The organism is Actinokineospora auranticolor, from assembly GCF_041897805.1.
Taxonomy (GTDB): Bacteria; Actinomycetota; Actinomycetes; order Mycobacteriales; family Pseudonocardiaceae; genus Actinokineospora; species Actinokineospora auranticolor.
Genome location: NZ_CP154825.1, coordinates 3,009,831 through 3,027,578, shown reverse-complemented (window position 1 = coordinate 3,027,578; position 17,748 = coordinate 3,009,831). Strand labels below are relative to the sequence as shown.

General features: G+C 71.8%; 15 protein-coding genes. 5 read left to right on the top strand and 10 right to left on the bottom strand.

Features of this window, described 5'->3' with window-relative positions; genetic code table 11:
• Positions 1 to 86: 86 nt before the first annotated feature.
• From V5P93_RS13845 to V5P93_RS13830, 4 genes are read right to left on the bottom strand one after another with little or no spacing between them, the layout of a single operon-like run.
• A complete protein-coding gene (locus tag V5P93_RS13845; RefSeq protein ID WP_104475783.1) occupies positions 87 to 617 on the bottom strand; it encodes a hypothetical protein in 531 nt (176 codons plus the stop codon).
• On the bottom strand, positions 614 to 1,705 hold the full coding sequence (locus tag V5P93_RS13840; protein ID WP_245930896.1) for a hypothetical protein: 1,092 nt from the start codon (positions 1,703 to 1,705) through the stop codon (positions 614 to 616). The genes V5P93_RS13845 and V5P93_RS13840 overlap by 4 nt, the downstream gene beginning before the upstream one ends.
• Before the next feature lie 16 nt (positions 1,706 to 1,721).
• A complete protein-coding gene (locus tag V5P93_RS13835; protein WP_245930894.1) occupies positions 1,722 to 2,123 on the bottom strand; it encodes a FixH family protein in 402 nt (133 codons plus the stop codon).
• The gene (locus V5P93_RS13830) at positions 2,120 to 3,379 is read right to left on the bottom strand and encodes a hypothetical protein (protein WP_342752232.1); all 1,260 of its coding nucleotides are present in this window, start codon (positions 3,377 to 3,379) and stop codon (positions 2,120 to 2,122) included. The genes V5P93_RS13835 and V5P93_RS13830 overlap by 4 nt, the downstream gene beginning before the upstream one ends.
• Positions 3,380 to 4,734: 1,355 nt before the next feature.
• Here V5P93_RS13830 and V5P93_RS13825 point away from each other — a divergent pair.
• Both V5P93_RS13825 and V5P93_RS13820 read left to right on the top strand, forming a co-directional pair.
• Positions 4,735 to 5,886: a sensor histidine kinase gene (locus V5P93_RS13825; protein ID WP_104476686.1), complete on the top strand. Its 1,152-nt coding sequence runs from the start codon at positions 4,735 to 4,737 to the stop codon at positions 5,884 to 5,886.
• Between the two features lie 13 nt (positions 5,887 to 5,899).
• Positions 5,900 to 6,547 carry a response regulator transcription factor gene (locus V5P93_RS13820; protein WP_104475781.1) on the top strand — a complete coding sequence of 216 codons (648 nt, stop codon included), beginning with the start codon at positions 5,900 to 5,902 and terminating at the stop codon, positions 6,545 to 6,547.
• A 3-nt stretch (positions 6,548 to 6,550) separates the two neighbouring features.
• Here V5P93_RS13820 and V5P93_RS13815 read toward each other — a convergent pair whose 3' ends face one another.
• Both V5P93_RS13815 and V5P93_RS13810 read right to left on the bottom strand, forming a co-directional pair.
• Positions 6,551 to 8,110 carry an amidohydrolase gene (locus tag V5P93_RS13815; protein WP_104475779.1) on the bottom strand — a complete coding sequence of 520 codons (1,560 nt, stop codon included), beginning with the start codon at positions 8,108 to 8,110 and terminating at the stop codon, positions 6,551 to 6,553.
• 120 nt (positions 8,111 to 8,230) lie between these two features.
• Positions 8,231 to 10,468, bottom strand: coding sequence for a Geosmin synthase (locus tag V5P93_RS13810; RefSeq protein ID WP_104475777.1), 2,238 nt, complete (start codon positions 10,466 to 10,468; stop codon positions 8,231 to 8,233).
• Between the two features lie 207 nt (positions 10,469 to 10,675).
• Here V5P93_RS13810 and V5P93_RS13805 point away from each other — a divergent pair, with 207 nt between their 5' ends.
• Positions 10,676 to 11,857: an MFS transporter gene (locus V5P93_RS13805; RefSeq protein WP_245930892.1), complete on the top strand. Its 1,182-nt coding sequence runs from the start codon at positions 10,676 to 10,678 to the stop codon at positions 11,855 to 11,857.
• A 247-nt stretch (positions 11,858 to 12,104) separates the two neighbouring features.
• A complete protein-coding gene (locus V5P93_RS13800) occupies positions 12,105 to 13,454 on the top strand; it encodes a bifunctional 3-(3-hydroxy-phenyl)propionate/3-hydroxycinnamic acid hydroxylase (protein WP_181043238.1) in 1,350 nt (449 codons plus the stop codon).
• Between the two features lie 85 nt (positions 13,455 to 13,539).
• Here the strand turns inward: V5P93_RS13800 and V5P93_RS13795 are convergent, their stop codons facing one another.
• The 4 genes from V5P93_RS13795 to V5P93_RS13780 all read right to left on the bottom strand — a co-directional run bounded on the left by V5P93_RS13795 (position 13,540) and on the right by V5P93_RS13780 (position 16,743).
• Positions 13,540 to 13,899, bottom strand: a complete 360-nt coding sequence (locus V5P93_RS13795; protein WP_146107864.1) for an STAS domain-containing protein — start codon at positions 13,897 to 13,899, stop codon at positions 13,540 to 13,542.
• Between the two features lie 319 nt (positions 13,900 to 14,218).
• Positions 14,219 to 14,647 (bottom strand): VOC family protein, encoded by a 429-nt coding sequence (locus V5P93_RS13790; protein WP_104475769.1) that lies wholly within the window; start codon positions 14,645 to 14,647, stop codon positions 14,219 to 14,221.
• 694 nt (positions 14,648 to 15,341) lie between these two features.
• Positions 15,342 to 16,199: an SRPBCC domain-containing protein gene (locus V5P93_RS13785; protein WP_104475767.1), complete on the bottom strand. Its 858-nt coding sequence runs from the start codon at positions 16,197 to 16,199 to the stop codon at positions 15,342 to 15,344.
• Positions 16,192 to 16,743: a transcriptional regulator gene (locus tag V5P93_RS13780; protein ID WP_104475765.1), complete on the bottom strand. Its 552-nt coding sequence runs from the start codon at positions 16,741 to 16,743 to the stop codon at positions 16,192 to 16,194. Before V5P93_RS13780 ends, V5P93_RS13785 begins: the two co-directional genes overlap by 8 nt.
• Positions 16,744 to 16,870: 127 nt before the next feature.
• Between V5P93_RS13780 and hisG the strand changes: the two genes are divergently transcribed.
• Complete coding sequence (gene hisG, locus V5P93_RS13775; protein WP_104475763.1) at positions 16,871 to 17,728, top strand: ATP phosphoribosyltransferase; 858 nt, start codon at positions 16,871 to 16,873, stop codon at positions 17,726 to 17,728.
• Positions 17,729 to 17,748 lie beyond the last annotated feature (20 nt).

Sequence of the window (17,748 nt, the reverse complement as noted above, 5' to 3'; positions counted from 1 at the left end):
CCTCACGTTCGCATTAAGAGCATCCGGTCATACCTGCCGCCTTCGGAGGTGGTCGGCACGGGCCGGGCGAACCTGAGGAAAGCTCCCTACCGGGTGGCGGTCCGGTTGCGGTGTCGGCGCCAGGCGATGGCCAGGAACGCGACGAGGCCGATCAGCGGCAGCGTGCTCAACGCCCAGCTCAGCCCCATCGGCGGACCGGGCTGCGCCAGCACCTCCAACCCGGTGAGCGTGCCCTCGCCCGGTCCCTGGGGGCCTTCGAGATGGAACCCGAACGTGTAGTCGCCTGCCACGGGCATGGCCCGGATGTCGAGACCCCACACGTCGCGCTTGCGCGGGTGCCGGGCCAGCGGCTCGTCCCAGGCGACGTCCGGGGCCGCGGCCGGGACGACGGTGAGGTACCCGGACTTGCCCTCGAGCCCCCCGTCCGGGGCGAAGGTGAAGTCCAACGACTGCATGGCCCGCACGGGCCAGGTGCTGAACCCGACCACCACCCGGTACGGCCCGGCCTGCACGGTCTCGGTGTGCACGACGTTGACCGGTTCGTAGGCCAGGGCCGCCGGGGCGGTGCCCACGAGCAGCGCCGCTGTGGTGACCGCGGCGGCGATGGTGCGCTTCACGATGCCTCGCTCTCGTCGGTGGGGAAGCCCTTGGCGTGGCGCAGCGCGCCGCCGAGGCGGGTGCCCGCGTGCCCGGCCAGCAGGCCGAGCACGGCCCCGGCGAGCGCGGTCGGCAGCAGCCTGCTCACCGCCGGGGTGGGGAAGTCGTAGACGATCGAGTTCTGCACGACCTGCAACCCGGCGACCAGCGCGCCCGCGACGGCACCCGCCAGCGCCGGGGCCCAGCGGGCGCGGGCGGTCAGCAGCGGGTGGACCAGCAGCGCGGCCGGGATCAGCACCATGGGCATCAACGCGGGCATGACCGGCACGCCGTCGACGTAGTCGCGCAGCGGCAGGCCCACCGCGTCGGCGTAGACCTCGGCGGCCCACGGGGAGAACCACCAGCTCACCGCCTGGACGACGGCGAGCGCGGCGGCGACCAGCACGCCGCCGAACCGGGTGAACGCCGCGCCGGTGGCGACGATGAGGACCATCAGCCCGGCCATGGCCACGTGCACGGCGTTGACCGGCCTGCTGATGGTCTCGAACGCCACGACCGTGATGGTGCTGAACGCGGCCAGCACGGCCAGCGAGACGATCGCGCCGATCCGACCCCACCGCTGGTCCACGGCCGCGGCGAAGACGACGACGGTGCCGACGAGGGTGGCCATGACCGAGGTCAGCAACCCGATGTGCGGCGGCGAGTCGATCACGGCGTCGAACCCGTAGAGGCCGTGCCACCACTGGTCCCACAGGCCGTAGAGCAGGAACGACGCGGCGCCGCAGCCCGCGACGAGGTAGCCGAGCGGGGCGGTGAACACCCGGCCGAACACGCCGACGGGGGCACCGCCGACGGCCGGGTCGGTCGGCCTGCCCGCGCGGCGGGCGGCGGTGGTCATGAGGACGGCGGTGAGGCTGGCCAGTCCGGAGACGGCGCTGCCCGCGTAGAGGAAGAGGTGCGGGAGGGTGAAGAAGGTGTCGGGTCCGACGTCGGTGTGCCACTGGACGTCCCAGGTCAGCCCGATCAGGGTGAGCAGCCCCCCGGTCAGCAGGGCGGCGGCGGGCGGCAGGGCGCGGATCTCCCTGGTGGTCGGGACATCGTGGTCCACTTCGGTCTCCTTCCGGTCAGATCACGAGGGTGAAGACGGCGTGCTCGCTGGCGCGGTCCCGGCGGACCGTGACGGTCAACTCCCACAGGCCCGCCATCGGCAGGTCCGTGGGGTCGGCCCGGTAGTGCCCGGGTGCGGCGGCGGTGGCCGGGACCGGGGTGAGCGCGTGCCCCATGTCGGCCATGACGGGCTCGACGGTCACCTCGTCGGCCACGACCGGCGCCCCGGCCAGGTCGGTGACCTCGACGAGCACGGCGTTCCCCCCGATGCGCGGCGAGTCGACGGTGAGCCGGACGGCGTAGCTGGCGGTCCCGGCCGTCAACTCGACCGGCTTGTCCCGGGTCGTCCAGATGACGGCGAAGACGGCGACGAGCGCGACGACGACGCCCGCGAGCAGGGCTTTCCCCCGGGGCTTCACCGGGGGCTCCCGCCGGGGGCGACGTCGACGACGGCGGGGAGGGTGAGGATCCGGTAGTCGCGTTCGGCCTGGAACCAGAGCCGGTAGCGGCCGGGGGTGGGAAAGGTGAAGGTGAACGAGACCTTGGCGGGGTAGGCGGCGACGCTCTCGTCGGGTTGGCCGCCCGCCATGGGGCTGGTGAGGGCGTGGGCGTGGGCCCAGAGGGTTTCGCCGGGGCCGACGAGGATGAGGTGGCCGCGCATGCCGAGCCAGGGTTGCAGGTCGTCGGGGCCGCCGAAGTCGGCGGTGAGCGTCGCGGGTCGGCCCGCGACCGGCGCGCCGGTGTCGACCTTGCCCGTGTTGTCCACAGTGGACTTTTGGGAGGTGCCCGGCGCGACTTCGACCTCGGCCCGGATCTGCTGCTGCCCGCCGCCCGCGCGGGCGATCTCGGCGGCCATGGCGTGCCTGCCGGGTTCTGCTGGCTTGTAGAGGATGCGGTACCGCCCCGGACCGACGCGCATGGGGTGGACGTGGGTCGGCGTGCCGTTGGGACTGATGATGGCGAGGTGGACGAGGGCGCCGTGGTGGACGAGGAGGTCGTCGACCGGCCGTCCGGTGGCCGCGTCGTACCAGTCCAGCGAGAGCCAAACGCCTTGCCCCGCTTTGGCTTCGCTGTCCGGGGTCACCGCGAGCGCCACGGGAGGGCGTCCGGTGTCCACGACCGCTTTCGGCCCGACCGTAGCGGAGAGCAACGCCGCGGTGATCCCGACCGCCACCGACGCGACAACTCCAGCCGCGGGCACCAGCGCTTTCCGGCCGCCGCGCGGGGCCATCACGAGTGCGGCGAGCAGGAAGACCCCGGCCGCGACGAAACCGCCGAACGCGGTCCGTTCCCAGGCGGGTGTGATCCGCTCGGGCACGGTGAACGGGATGCGGGCCACGTGGGTACCGTCGTCAAGCTCGAGTTCCCAGGCGCCGAAGCGGTCCACGGACAGGGACACCCCGACCGGACCCGGTTGCCGCAGCTCGACGGCCGCCTCACTCACCGCGCGGGCGCCGGTCGGAACAGCCCGCACCCTGATCACCCCACCGGGGTCCCCGGCGTGGGCCACCACGTCGACGCGCAGCGGTGCAGGCGCGCCGTCGGTCCGCCGGATCACCACGGTCAACTCGCGCTCCCCCACCGTCTGCGCCACGTGCAGGTCGGCCCCGACTGGCCCACCGTCCGCCGCGGCGGCGGTTGTTCCCCCGAGCAGCAGCAACACCAGAGCGACCACCAGTCGCACCCCTGTCCCCACGGTCGAAGACGCTATCGCCGACCACGGCACCGGATCGTCACGGCAGGAGGGGATTCGTGATCCCCCGCAAGGGGGACACCCCGCTCAGGGTCACCACGGGGTCACCCCGAGTTGTCCCCGGCCTTGATCGTCTTCTCGCGAAATTGTCGGTGGCTGTCGGTAGAATGGATGTCGGGGGCCGGAGGCATCGATCATCGTTCGATCGTTGCCACCCGCCGCCTTCCCGCCGGCGGCACCGCTCTCGCTGGGTTCGCGGCGGCGAGCGGGGGCCGATCGGGATGCCGTTGGTTGCATCTCGAGTTGTCCACAGGCTCGCTGTTGATCTTCCGGTTCTGTCGGTCCTCGTCGCTAGGATGGACATTGGGGGCCGGAGGCATGCGTTGATCATCTTTGTGCTGCGGGGGTGCCGGTTGGAGCCGTGGCTGGGTTGATCGGTCCGGCTGTTCGCGGAAAAGATGCGCGGCCTCGATTGAGTGAACTTGCTTTGCGCGGGGCCCCTACGGACCTGCGGTGGGGAAGAGCGGTGGGGATGGGCAAGCCCACCCCACCCGCCGGGAAGCTTGGCAGGTTCGTCCCCCCACGCAAAGCAAGCCCACCCAATCAAGGCGTGTGGCAGGGGCGCGTTGCGTTCTGCGGGGGCTGGGATCCTGCGGCGGTTTCGGGATGGGTCCCGTACGGCCGTGTTGGGTTGGGTGGGGGTTGGGATCCTGCGGCGGATTCGGAGTGGGTCCGGTACAGCCGCGCTGCCTTCGGTGGGAGCTGGGATCCTGCGGTAATTATGGGGTGGGTCCGGTACAGCCGCGTTGCGTTCTGCGGGGAGAGGGATCCTGCGGTGGTTATGGGGTAGAGCCGGTACAGCCGCGTTGCGTTCGGCGGGGATAGGGCTTCTGCGGTGACTGGGCTTCTGCGGCGGTTTCGGGGTGGCCAGGGAAGAGCCGAGACGAACCGAATGTCGTGGCGGGAACACGTTGCGTCGAGTGCGAGCTGGGCTCAAGCGACGGTTGCGGGGTGGGTTGACGGAAGGGCGGGGTGGGTGACACCGGTCGAGCGGCGGTGGGAGCGGTGGGTTCCGGCAAGGCGGCGAAGCATCGACAGCGGCAGGTGGCAGGCGATCCACTGCGGCCGCCCACACTATCCACAGGCTTGATCGTCTTCGGCCGGAACTGTCGGCCCCCTTGGCCCGAATGGATTTCGGGGGCCGGAGGCGCGCCATGATCACGCAAGCCCCCCACCTCCCCGGATCAGAGCCGGTGCGCCACTCTCAACACCCGCAGCCGTGGACGTGAGGTATGTCCGGGTTCCGCAGGCCCACCCGGGTGAGTCAAGCTGTGCCCGTGTTGAACACGGCGGTGGCGCTGCGGCGCCAGGCGTGGTTGGTCGCGGCGGTGTGCGTCGTGGCCGATGTGGGGTTTCTCGTCATGGGGTGTCCCAACCTGTTCGTCGGGTGGCGGGGTTGGGCGGCCATCGCGGTCACCGTCGCGGCCGATCTGCTGCTCGCGGGTCCGGCCCGCTACGCCGGTGCCGTCGCCCTCGTGCACGGGCTCGCCGAGGCGTTGACGCCGGTGGTGTGGCAGCTCGACTTCGGTGGGCCCAACCAGGTCGGCGTCCTCGTCGCGGGCTACCGCGCAGGCGCGTGGCTGGGGACGCGCGAGGCGTTGTTCGCGCTGGCCTTCGTGGCCACCGGGTTGGCCACCGCGCGCTTCTTCTACGGCACCGACTGGCGGCTCTCGGTCCTGCACATCCTGGCCACCGGCCTGCTCCCCTGGCTGGTCGGCCGCAACACCACCGCGCGCCGGGGGTACATCGCCGGGCTCGAACACCTCGCCACCCGTCGAGCGGCGGAGGAGCGGGAGGCGGTTCGGCGGGCGGTGGCGCGGGAGCGGACCGACATCGCCCGGGACCTGCACGACGTGATCTCCCACCACGTCAGCGCGATCAACATCCACGCGGGGGCGGCGCGGTTGGCGTTGCCCGTCGACGAGTCCCGCCCGGATACCGTGCGGGTGTCGTTGACGGCGGTCGAGTCCGCCAGCCGCGCCGCCATGGCGGACCTCCGACGGCTCCTCGACGTCCTGCACCGCGGCGAGGAGAGCACCCAACCCGGCCTCGCCGACCTCGACGACCTGGTCGCCGTCGTCCGCGAGGCGGGCTTACCCACCCGCGTCGTCACGTCCGGCGACCTCGCCACGGTCCCCCAGTCCGTCGACATCGCCCTCTACCGGGTCACCCAGGAAGCCCTGACCAACGCCCTGCGCCACGGGCACGGCGGCTCCGCGACCCTCACCATCGACCGGACCCCGGCCGAGATCACCCTCTCCGTCACCAACGACATCACCCGGTCCGCCTCGAACGGCGCCACCGGCCACCGCGGCCTCACCGGGATCCGCCACCGCACCGCCATGTTCGGCGGCCGCACCGACTGCGGCCCGAACCCAGACGGTCTCAAGTGGACAGTCAAGGTGTCAATCCCGTTGGAAGCCAACTAAAAGAGGGGGAACAGTGGCGGTAGAGGTGCTGTTGGGCGACGACCACGCGATGTTCCGGTCCGGGATGCGTGCCGTGCTCGACACCCAGGACGACCTCGACTGCGTCGCGGAGGTCGGCGACGGCGCCGCCGCCGTCCGCGAGGTGGCGCGGCTGCGGCCGGACGTCGCGGTGCTCGACGTCCGCATGCCCCAACTCGACGGGCTCGCCGCGACCGAGGCGATCCTGGCCGACCCCGCCAACCGGACCAAGGTCCTCGTGCTGACCACCTACGACCTCGACGAGTACGTCTACCGGGCACTGCGGGCGGGAGCCAGCGGGTTCCTGCTCAAGAGCCTGCCACCGGAGGAGCTGATCGCCGCGATCAGGGTCGCCGCGCGCGGGGACGCGTTGATCGACCCGTCCGTGACGAAGCGGCTGGTGTCGCGGTTCACGGCCAGCCTGCGGCCCGACGACGCCGAGCCGGACCGGTTGACGTCGCGGGAACGAGAGGTGTTGCTCCTCGTCGCGGACGCGTTGAGCAACGCGGAGATCGCGGCGGAGCTGCACATCGGCGAGGAAACGGTGAAAACGCACGTCTCACGCGTCTTGGCCAAGCTCGGCCTCCGCGACCGGGTGCACGCCGTCGTCTACGCGCACCGCCACGGCCTCATCCGGCGGTAGCGCTCACCACAGCCGCGCGCCCGAAACCACCTCACCACCCACCACAGTGGACACAACCGCGATGTCGCCAACGCTGGGCGCCCCCACCGGGTCCTCCCCCAGCACCACCAGGTCCGCCCACTTCCCGGCTGTCAGACTGCCCAGCTCCGACTCCAGGAAACAGGCGCGCGCGGCGTCGATCGTGTACGCCCGCAACGCTTCCTCGACGGTCACCCCCTCCTCGGGGCCGACCACGTTCCCGCGCTCGGTGCGACGGTTCACCATGAACTCGATCGACCGCAGCGGCGCGCCCGCCGTCACCGGGCGGTCCGAACTCCCCACCAGCGCCACGCCGTGGTCGAGGAACCCGCGACCCCGGTAGAGCCAGTCCGCGCGCGACTCGCCCATGATGGCCGCGTAGTCGTCGCCCAGGTAGTACAGGAAGTTCGGCTGCACCACGGCCGTCACACCCAGCGACGCGAACCTCGGCAGCTGGTCCGGGCGCACCGCGCCCGCGTGTTCGATCCGGTGCCGGGTTCCCTCGCGCGGGAACGCCTTTTGCGCTGCCGCCAACGAATCCAGCGCCAGGTCGACGGCCCGGTCACCGATGGCGTGCACGGCCAGCTGCCACCCCGCCCGGTGTCCGTCGACGATCAGCGACCGCAGCACGTCCGGGTCGTCGTAGAACTGTCCACTGTGGTCCAATCCGACGTAGGGCGCGGTCATGGCGGCTGTTCTGGCCATCATCCCGCCGTCGGTGAAGATCTTCAGCGCGCCCAGCGACAGCCGCGGGCCGCCGAACCCGGTGGTCAGGCCGAGGTCCATGGCCCGGGGCACCTCGTCCGAGGGATGCGCGCCCGGGTCGCGCAGCAACGTCCCCGCGACCATCAGCTGCACCCGGATCGGCAGGTCCGCGCGCTGGTAGGCCGCGGCCTCGATGGGGCTGTGCGTGATCAACCCGCCGCCGACACCGGCCTCCGCGACCGTCGTCACCCCCTCGGACAGGCACACCGAGGCCGCGCGACGAAGAGCGGAAGTCAACTCCCCCAGGGAATACGGTTGGCGCAACGCCCGCACCGCCGCCATACCGCCCTCGGCGAGAAAACCGTCCACATGCGACGCACCAGCGGGCAGCGCGGCCAGCACCGGCCCGTTCACGACGCACGCGTGCCCCGAGTCGTGCAGGACGAGCACCCGCCGCCCGGCCGCGACGCGGTCCAGCTCGGTCGAGGTCAGGTGCCGCCCCAGCGGCCGCTGGTCGTAGCCGACGACGTCGAGCCACTCCCCCGGCGCTACCGCCGCAGCCGCGTCCCCGATCGCGGCCAGCACGTCGTCCACCCGGGCGCACGGCGCCACCGACACCGCCCCGGCCCGCAGCCCGGTCCAGGCGAGGTGGACGTGCGCGTCGAGGAACCCCGGCAGCACCGCGGCCCCACCGAGGTCGACCTCCTGCCGCGCGGGCAGCCCGTCGACCTCCTCGTCGAGCCCGACGACCCGACCGCGCCACACCCCGAGGCGGGTGGCCAGCGGCCGGGCCGGGTCCATCGTGCGAAAGGTCGCGTTGACCAGGCGGAGGTCCAGCACCCCCTCACCCTAGGGGCTGCCGCCGGCGCGGACTGGGCCGATCCGCGTGGGGGCGACGGGACAGTCGCGCGGTCGACTTGGCCACCCGCACAGTTGACTCGAAGGCAGAACCAGGGTGGATCACCCGACCGCGACGACCTTGCGCGGTGTGATCCGGGCGGCGGCGGTGCCGAGGCCGTGGGGGCCGCGCAGTTCGCGGAGACCGACCTCGGGGTTGCCGGGGCTCTCCGGGTAGTGCCGCAGCAGGTCGGCCTGGGTGTAGCGGCGGCAGCCCTCGTGCCAGGCGAGGATGCCGGAGAGCCAGTTGCGCAGCTCCTCCGCGTACCCGGTGAGCGTGGTGCGCGCGTCCTCGTCGAGGTCGAAGTCCTCGAACAGGGCGGGTAGGCCGGTGGCCACGACGTGCTCGAACTCGCGCATCCGGCTGTCCATGAGGTCGCCGACGATGGCCATCGCGGTGGCGGAGTCCGTGTCGAAGAAGTTGCGCACGACCAGCACGATGTTGTGCAGCTCGCCCTCGAACTGGATCTCCTTCTGGTAGGAGAAGATGTCGTTGATCATGCAGGCGTAGTCCATGGCGGCGTTCTCCATGGCCAGCACCGGACGGCTGCGGTAGACCTCGGGCGGCACGGTGCGGCCGTGGCCGATGCGCGAGAGGCTCATGGTCAGCTCGGAGCCGAAGGTCTTGCGCCGCATCTCGATGTAGTCGACCGGGTCGGGGATGCGGTTCTGCAGCTGGTTGCCCATCTCCCACAGCCAGCTGTCGGCCATCTCCTCGATGGTGCGGCGGAACTGGGCGCGGGCATCGGGCGCCATCGGCCCGGCGGTGCGCTGCCACAGGTCGTGCAGACCGTGTTCGAGCGCGTTGGCCGGGGTCGGGGTGGGCTCACCGTTGACGGGCATGAACTGGGAGAACCGCTCGGTCAGCAGCTTCGCCCCGGTGATGTCCCCGGTGCGGCCGAACACGACGGGGTAGTAGTCGTCGCCGTAGGTACCCCAGGCCAGCCAGCCGGAGGTGATGTCGAGCTGCTCGGCGGAGGCGTCGGGGTGGATGCCGGACGCGCACAGCGGCAGGTCGTAGTCGCGCAGCTTCACCTCGTCCCACAGCTCGGGGAGCTCGTCGACGATGCCGACCCGCTTGCCCCAGTCGACCAGGTTCTCCCGGGCCTCCTCGAGGTGCGGGTTGCTGCGCACGGGGAACGGCATCCGCAGGTCGGGCCGCTTGACCTGGCCGACCCGCTCGTACGGGACGTGGCTGAACGACCGCGCGCGCTGCCGGTACGTCGACAGCAGCGAAGGCACGATCCGGGCGGCGGACGTGCCCAGTCCGAGCGGGCCGCGCAGCAGGTCCGAGCCGGGTCCACCACCGTTCATGTAGCGGCTGGACCGCATGTGCCACTCGTGGCCGCCGGACTGCCAGTCCTGCAAACCCTTGATGTACGCCAGCACCCCGAGGCGTCCGGCCGGGTCGATGGCGTGCTCCTCGAGCAACGGCGGGACCTCGGTGACGGCGGTGTGCTCGAACTGGTGCAACCGCGAGGTCAGCAGGTCGTTCACGGCCTCCGCCGCGGCCTGCGTGTCGATGCCCAGGAACTTCTCGAACACCAGGACACCGTTGCTCAGCTCGCCCTCGTCGAGCACTTCCCGCTCGTACGAGAACAGGTCGTTGCGCAGGTGGACGCCGTCGGCGAAGGTGTCGCGCAGGACGTGCATCGGCCTGCTCGCGGAGATCGCGGCGGGCACCTGGGCGCCGACGGCGTGCTCGATGAGGTTGGCCGACCACGGCGCGCCGCCGACCTTGCGGCGCATCTCGATGTACTCCAGCGGGTTGGAGACGCGCTCCTCGCTGATGTTGGCCAGCTCCCAGAGGGACTCGTCGAGCAGGTTCTTGGTGCTCTCGACGAACCGGCCGCGCCAGTCGGCGGACATCGCTGGCGTGGTGCGGTTCCACAGGTCGGCCAGCCCGGCCTCGACGGGGTTCGTCGGGGTCTCGGTGATCGGCCCCTCGACGGGCATGAACAGGCGCAGCCGGTCGAGGTACGCGCGGGCGCCGGGGATGTCGCGGGTGCGCTTGAACAGTTCCAGGAAGTGGTCGTCGAAGTAGAAGACCCAGACGTACCAGTCGGTGATCAGGTCCAGCTCGGGGCCGTCGCAGTCGGGGTGCGTGTACGCGCAGAGCAGCGCGTAGTCGTGCGCGTCGAGGTCGGCCTCGGACCAGATGGTGGTGCCGTGCTGCGGGACGTCGACCATGTCCATCGCGCGCGCCCACCGCTTGCTGTGCAGGCGGGCCTGTTCCAGGTTCGGGTTCAGCCGGGCCGGGTAGGGCATGTAGAACTCCGGCAGCTGGAACGGCTGCGGCATGGGCGGCCCGGCCTCTCTGGGGTGTTCCCCGACGGTGTTGGTCTTGGTGACCTGGGACGCGGTGAAGAGAACCAGTGCGCGACGGTGTGCGCCAAGGGGCCACGGGGGAATCCACCCGATCGGGAATTGCCGACCGGTTCCGGACACGACCGGTGGTCACCGGAAACCGGGTGGGGATGATCGGACCACCTCGGTAGGGTCGGTCGGGTGGCGGTGCGGACGACGGTGGACACCCGGGCCCGGGCGGCGGTGGCGGGGGTGTTCCTCACCAACGGCGCCCTGTTCGCGGCGGTGGTGCCGCGGATCCCCGAGATCAAGGACGACCTGGGCCTGTCCAACGCGGCCCTCGGCACGGCACTGGCGGCGATGCCGCTCGGCGCCCTGCTGGCCGGGCTGTTCGCCTCGACGGTGATCCGCTGGTGGTGCTCGTCGCGGGTCGCGACCCTGGGCATCGTCGCGCTGGCGGTGGCCACGATCGGCATCGCCCTGGCGCCGAGCTGGCTCGCGCTGGCGGCGGCGCTGTTCGCGGCGGGCGCGCTGGACTCGATCGTGGACGTCGCGCAGAACACCCACGGCATGCGCGTGCAGCGCCGCTACGGCCGCTCGATCGTCAACTCCTTCCACGCGCTGTGGAGCATCGGCGCGGTGACGGGCGGCCTGATGGGCGCCGCGGCGGCGGGGTTGGGGGTGCCGGTCCTGGTGCACCTGGTGGTGGCGGGCGCGCTGTTCAGCGCGGTGGCGGTCGTGTGCTTCCGGTTCATGCTGCCGGGCGACGACGACGAGGAGCGGACCGAACCGGCGGTCGCCCCGGGCAGGCGCCGGTTCCCGGCCGCGGTGGTCCGGCTCGTCTTGGCGTTCGGTGTGCTGTCCGCCTGCGGGGCCTTGGTCGAGGACGCGGGTTCGTCGTGGGGCGCGGTCTACCTGTCCGGTTCCCTCGGCACGGGCGCGGCGACCGCGGGCATGGCGTACGTGGCCCTCCAGGTGGCGATGACGACCGGCAGGCTCTTGGGCGACCGCGTCACGGACCGCTTCGGCCAGGAACGAGTTGTCCGCTTCGGCGGCCTGCTCTCCGCCGCGGGCATGGCCCTCGCGCTGGCGTTCCAGACGGTGCCGACGACCCTGGGGGGCTTCGCGCTGGCCGGCCTGGGCGCTTCGACGCAGATCCCGGCGGCCATGCACAGCGCGGACGAGCTACCGGGGCTGCCGTCGGGCCTGGGGTTGATGGTGGTGAGCTGGATGCTCCGGGTCGGCCTGCTCGTCTCGCCCCCGCTGGTGGGCCTCCTCGCCGACGCGACCAGCCTGCGCGTGGCCCTGTTGACCGTGGTGGCGGCAGGCGCGGCCACGGCACTCCTGGCCCGAACCCTGCGCGGCGTGGCACCACAGCACTGACACGCTCCTCCTCCACACTCCCCGTCTTCACCCTCTCTTCTTTGCTTGCCCTTCTCTGCTTGCCCTTCTCTTTTCCTGCTATCCCCCGCTCGCACCACCCAATCGCCCAATACCCATTATCTAGATAGTTAGATACGTATCTGGCTCAATGACTAAAGGGGCTGGGCGCCGAACAACGCTCGGGCGGGCGCGGGCCGCGGGCAAAGCGGCAGGCGCAGGTGGTCCGGGTCCGTGGCAGGCTGCGGGAGTGACCGATCCTGTCGTGGTGGTCGGCGCGGGCCCCGTGGGGCTGACCGCGGCCGCCCTGCTGATCCGCCGCGGGGTGCCGACCGTGGTCCTGGAGCGGCACCCCGCCCCCTACCCGCTCCCCCGCGCCGTCCACCTCGACGGCGAGGCGCTGCGCGTGCTCCAGGACGCGGGCGTCGCGTCGCGGTTCCACGCGGTCAGCCGCCCGATGCCGGGGCTGCGCCTGGTCGACCGCCGCCACCGGGTCCTCGCCGAGTTCCGCCGCGACGCGCGCACCGGCCCGAACGGCCACCCCGACGCGTCGATGTTCAACCAGCCCGACCTGGAGCGCCTGCTGCGCGGCGAAGTCGGCGCCGCCGTCCGCTGGGGCGTCACCGTCACAGGACTGCGCGGCGACACCCTGCTCACCGACGCCCGCCCGGTCCCCGCCCGCGCGATCCTCGCCTGCGACGGCGCCGACAGCACCGTCCGCCGCCTCCTGGACATCCCCACCCGGGCACTCGGCGAGCCCCACGACTGGCTCGTCGTCGACGCCGAGTCCCCTCGACCGCTGACCACCTGGGACGGCGTGCACCAGGTCTGCGACCACCGCCACCCGGCCACCTTCATGCGCGTGACCGGCGACCACTACCGCTGGGAGTTCCGCTACCCCTTGTCCCACAACGACTTGCGCGGACTCCTCACCCCGTGGCTGGTCCACCTCGGCGCGATCCCGTTCGAGGCCATGACGATCCTGCGCGCGGCGACCTACACCTACCACGCCCAGGTGGCCACCCGGTGGCACACCGGGCGGACCTTCCTCCTCGGCGACGCGGCGCACCAACTGCCCCCGTTCACCGGGCAGGGCCTGGGCGCGGGCCTCCGCGACGCGCACAACCTCGTGTGGAAACTGGACCTCGCCCTCCGCACCGGCAACGACGAGATCCTCCGCACGTACCAACCCGAACGCCTCCCGCACGCGGTGCGCACGATCCGCGCGGCCCAGGTCATCGGCTGGGCCCTGACGGCCGGTCCCGCACGCCGCACCGCGATCCGCGCCGCCGTGGCGATCCCCGGCGTCTCCGCAGCCGCGTCGCGCTACTCCTCCCCCAAACTCGGCCGCTCCGCCCTGATCGCCCGCCACCGGCTCGCCGGAACCCTCTTCCCCCAGCGGAGAACCCCCGACGGCTGGACCGACGACCTGCTCACCCCGCCCGCGGTCGTCGACCCGGCACCACGCCGCCCGCGGTACACCGCGGTCCGCCCCGACTGGGCCATCATGGACGCCACCAAGTCCACAAAGGACTTAGCACGCCTCGCCGAACTGGTCGCGTCGCTGACCCCACCCGAGTACCCACCCCGACCGGAATAGGTGACAACCCCCACACGCCGCCCCTTGGTCGCCCAGTGGACGTCGCGCCACAAAACGTTGTCACAGGACAACGGGACCGGGACGGTCAGGCGCCGCTGGCGGCGGTCAGCGCGGAGGCCAGTGTCGGGTGCAGGGCGATCGCGGCGTCCAGACCCGCCAGGATCAGGGTTCGGTGGACCGGACCACCGTCCGGCGCGACGACGATGAGCCGCGGCCCCGACTCGTCGCTGCGGCAGTGGGCGTTGAGGACCACGTCCACCCCGGCGGCGCTGAGGAAGCGGACGTCGCCGAGGTCGAGGATGAGGATGGCGGCGCCCACCTCGTCGGCGGCGGCGCTCAGCGCGCTGTCGAGCAGGTGGGCGCTGGACATGTCCACTTCACCGGACACGCCCAGCACCGAGCACCCGGCCGTGGCCGACCGGGCGAAGCTGAGCAATGACTTCATCGCGGACGCCACCCGCCACCCCAGAGCCGCATGGCCGTCAAGTGTAGCCACGCTCGCCCCGGTTTACCGTGGAGAGCGACTCGACGGCCACGTCGAAGCCCGCGGCGGCTCTCCCGATCGCCCCCGGCGGGCCGAGGAGCAGGCACCAACGGCAACGCCGCGACCGGTCGAGGTTCGACGGGCCGACGACCACCGCGGTGCCTCCCTCCGCGGCAGGCGCGGCGGCGAGAGCGATCACAGCCTTCGACCGCGAGACCACCGCCCCCGGGCACCGACCCCCGAGGCGCGCACCCCGCCCGGACCGGTCCTCTGTGGATCCTCAGGCCACGCAGAACTCGTTGCCCTCGGGGTCGGCCAGCACGACGTGGTGGCCGGTCGCCACGGCGACCTCGGTGGCGCCGAGCCCGGTGAGGAACTCGGCGGCCGCCACGACCTGCTGCCAGCGCCCCTCGGGGGTGTCCGCGTCGGTGATCCGGAAGTCGAAGTGCAACCGGATCTTCCCGACCTTGGGCTCCTTGACCTGCTGCAGGAACAGCCGGGGCGCGGTGCCCGCCGGGTGGTGCAGCCAGGCGCCGTCGTCGGCGTCGTCCTCCGGGTCGTCGAACTGGGCCAGCCACTCCTCGCGGGTGGCGAACGGGGGCGGCGGCGGTTCGTCCTCGTACCCGAAACCCCGCTTGTAGAACTCGGCCAGGGCCGCGGGGGCCGCGCAGTCGAGCGTGCAGTCCACCTTGCGCACGGAGAGCGCCATGACGTGAGCCTCTTTCACCTGTGGTTGAAGCCGTCCGGCGCCGACGTTAGCGGCGGGGTACGACAACACGGCGTGGACTGTCCACAGGCACGGCGGTCCAGTGTGGTCGACGGGCGCCCCGGGGCGCCGATCACGCCGGAAGCGATCCCGGCAGGGACGCGCGAGGGGTGACGCGCGGCGCGGGTGCGACCCCGATTGACGGCACCGCCCGGTTTCCGCTGTGACCAAACGTGATCGCCGCGGTCCGGCGGCAGCGCGCGGCGGCGCGGGGAGCACGATCGGCCTACCAGCGTAGTCACTCCGCGCGGTGATCCACAGTGACCGACTCTGACGCCTCGTGATCATAACTCGAGGCTATGAGTTATTGGGATGGGCGCGGCGGGTGACCGGTCGGGCATGCTCTAGTCACCCTGCACCACTCCGATCGGAGCAGGTCGGCCGCCGCGGAAACCGGCCGACGGCTCCGGGCCCCGGGCCGCCCGAATGGTGGGCCGGCCTCGGGTACGGGCCGGACACGCGACCTACGCCCTGCGTGTCCGGCCTCGCCGGGTCCCTTGCGCGGCACCGGTGGGGAAGACACGCGGGGCTTCGGTTTTCGGTCATCTCTCGCCCAGCCAGGCGTCAACCGGTGGAGACTCACCCGATCGGGCGCCTCAGGCGGGTTTCCCCCACCTGAGAACCGCTCGTTCGGCGGTCACGCGGGCATGACGAGGTCGACCCAGGTGGAGCGCCAGTTCTGCCCCTGCTCGACGTAGCGGCGCAGCTCGGCCAGACCGCTGAGCCAGCCGAGCCAACCGCCGTACGGCGTGCGCTCGACGTCGAAGCCGCTCTGCGAGAACGACAGTCGCGTGCGGCCGCCGGATTCCTCGAGCTCCCAGGAGGTCACGCCGAAGCCGGTGCCGAAGTCGATGGTCATGCCGCGACCCGGTTCGAGCCGCGTGATGGTGGCGGGGTGCGGGTTGTTCTCCAGGCCGCCCATCGCCCACTTGCCGCCGACGCGCGGCTCGATGCCGACCGGGTAGCCGAACCACTCGGCGAAGCGGGCCGGGTTCACCATCGCGTCGTAGATGTCCTCGGCGCTGGCGGCGATGTCCACCACGGCACTGAGGTCGGAGGAGGTGAAGTCGGCGCGCGGGGTCAGCTCGCGCCCCTCGACGTGCTCGACGAGGTTGGCGATGGTGAGGCTCCACCAGGTGCCGACCTGGCCGAGCGCGCCGCCCTCGCCGACCGCGGCGGCGGCCCAGCCGGGGAAGTGGCTCTGCGACAGGGTGAGTGAGGTTTCCTCACCCACCGGGGCGAGGGTGATCTCGACCGTGGAGTCTTCGCCACCGAGGTCCCAGTGGAAGACCAACTCGGTGGCGCTCACCCGGGTGAGGGTCTGGTGCGGCTTGTCGCCCTCGAGGACGGTCGGCCCCCAGAAGCTGAAGGTGTCCGCGTCGGACTCGGCGTTGTCGGCGAGCCAGGCGCGCAGTTCGACCGGGTCGGTGATGGCGCGGTGGACGCGGTCGACGGTCGCGGCGATGCGGGCCTTGACGACGAGGGTCTCAGTCATCGGCGTTCTCCTTGGGGTAGCAGGCGACGAGCAGGGCGAAGGCGTCGCCCTCGGTGCCGCCGTAGCGGGTGAAGAGGTCTTGGAGGGTGGATTTCAGGTCGTCGAAGAACTCCTGGCGCCGCTCGGGGGGCAGCCGGATGGCGCCGGAGACGCCGAGCGACGGGAGTTCGGGGGCGGTGCGGTCGAGCGCGCCGATGTCGGCCTGGGCCTGTTCCATCAGCTCGACGAGGTAGCCGAGGGCGAGGTCGTCGCCGCGCGGCCCGACGCGGCCGACCAGCGCGGGCGAGAGCCAGTACGACCGGGCGGTCGCCTGGTAGACGCCTTCGCTGATGCCGCGCACCTTCCGCTCCGCCACCCGGGTCACGAGGCCGACCTCCACCAGCTTGTTGACGTGGTAGTAGACGCGCTGGGGCGTCTGGTCGAGTCGGCTCGCGACCTCGGTGCAGGACCGGGGCTCCGCCAGCTGCCGCAGCACCTCGATGCGCTGCGGCTTCAGCAGGGCCTCGGCCTGCTCGATGCGGTCTAGGTAGTGGACGTTCTTCATGGCAAAAAAGAGTTTGTACGTAAAAACTCTCTTTGTCAATGACCGCCGACCGGGCCCGTTCAGGTGTTACCGGGCGTTAAGGCCCGGGTCAGGAGGGGTGCCCGGCGCTGTGGCAAGATTCCAGCGCGTGACCACGCTTCGGATCGCCGTACCCAACAAGGGGTCGCTCAGCCTCCCCTCCGAACAGCTCCTCGCCGCCGCCGGGTACCGGGTCCATCGCGCCAACCGCGAGCTGATGATCGATGACACGCGCAACGACGTGCGGTTCTTCTTCCTCCGCCCGCGCGACATCGCGCTGTACGTCGGCACCGGCACGCTGGACGCGGGCATCACGGGTCGCGATCTGCTGATCGACGCCGACACCGGCGCGGAGGAGTCCCTGGCGCTCGGTTACTCGGAGTCAACGTTCCGGTTCGCCTCGCGGCCGGACGAGCTGACGACCGTCGCGGACCTGGCGGGCCGCCGGGTCGCGACGAGCTACCCGGGTCTGGTGGGCCAGTACCTGGCCCGGCACGGCGTCGAGGCGAAGCTGGTGCGGCTGGACGGGGCGGTGGAGACGTCGGTGCAGCTCGGCATCGCCGACGCGGTGGCCGACGTCGTGGAGACGGGGACGAGCCTGCGCAACTCGGGCCTGGCGGTGTTCGGCGAGCCGATCCTGCGGTCGGAGGCGGTGCTGATCCGCAGGCCGGACCTGACGCCCGAGGTCAGCGCGGGGATCGACCGCGTCCAGCGGCGGCTGGAGGGCGTGCTGATCGCCCGCAACTACGTGATGATCGACTTCGACTGCCCCACGGCGATCCTCGACCAGGCGTGCGCGCTGGTACCGGGCGTCGAGTCGCCGACGGTGTCGCCGCTGGCCCGCGAGGGGTGGATGGCCGTGCGCTCCCTCGTGCCGCGCGACCGGGCGGCGATCGTGATGGACGAGCTGTGGGAGGTGGGCGCGCGGGCGATCCTGGTCAGCGCGCTGGAGTCGAGCCGGATCTAGGGGCCCGCCTGGCAGGATGT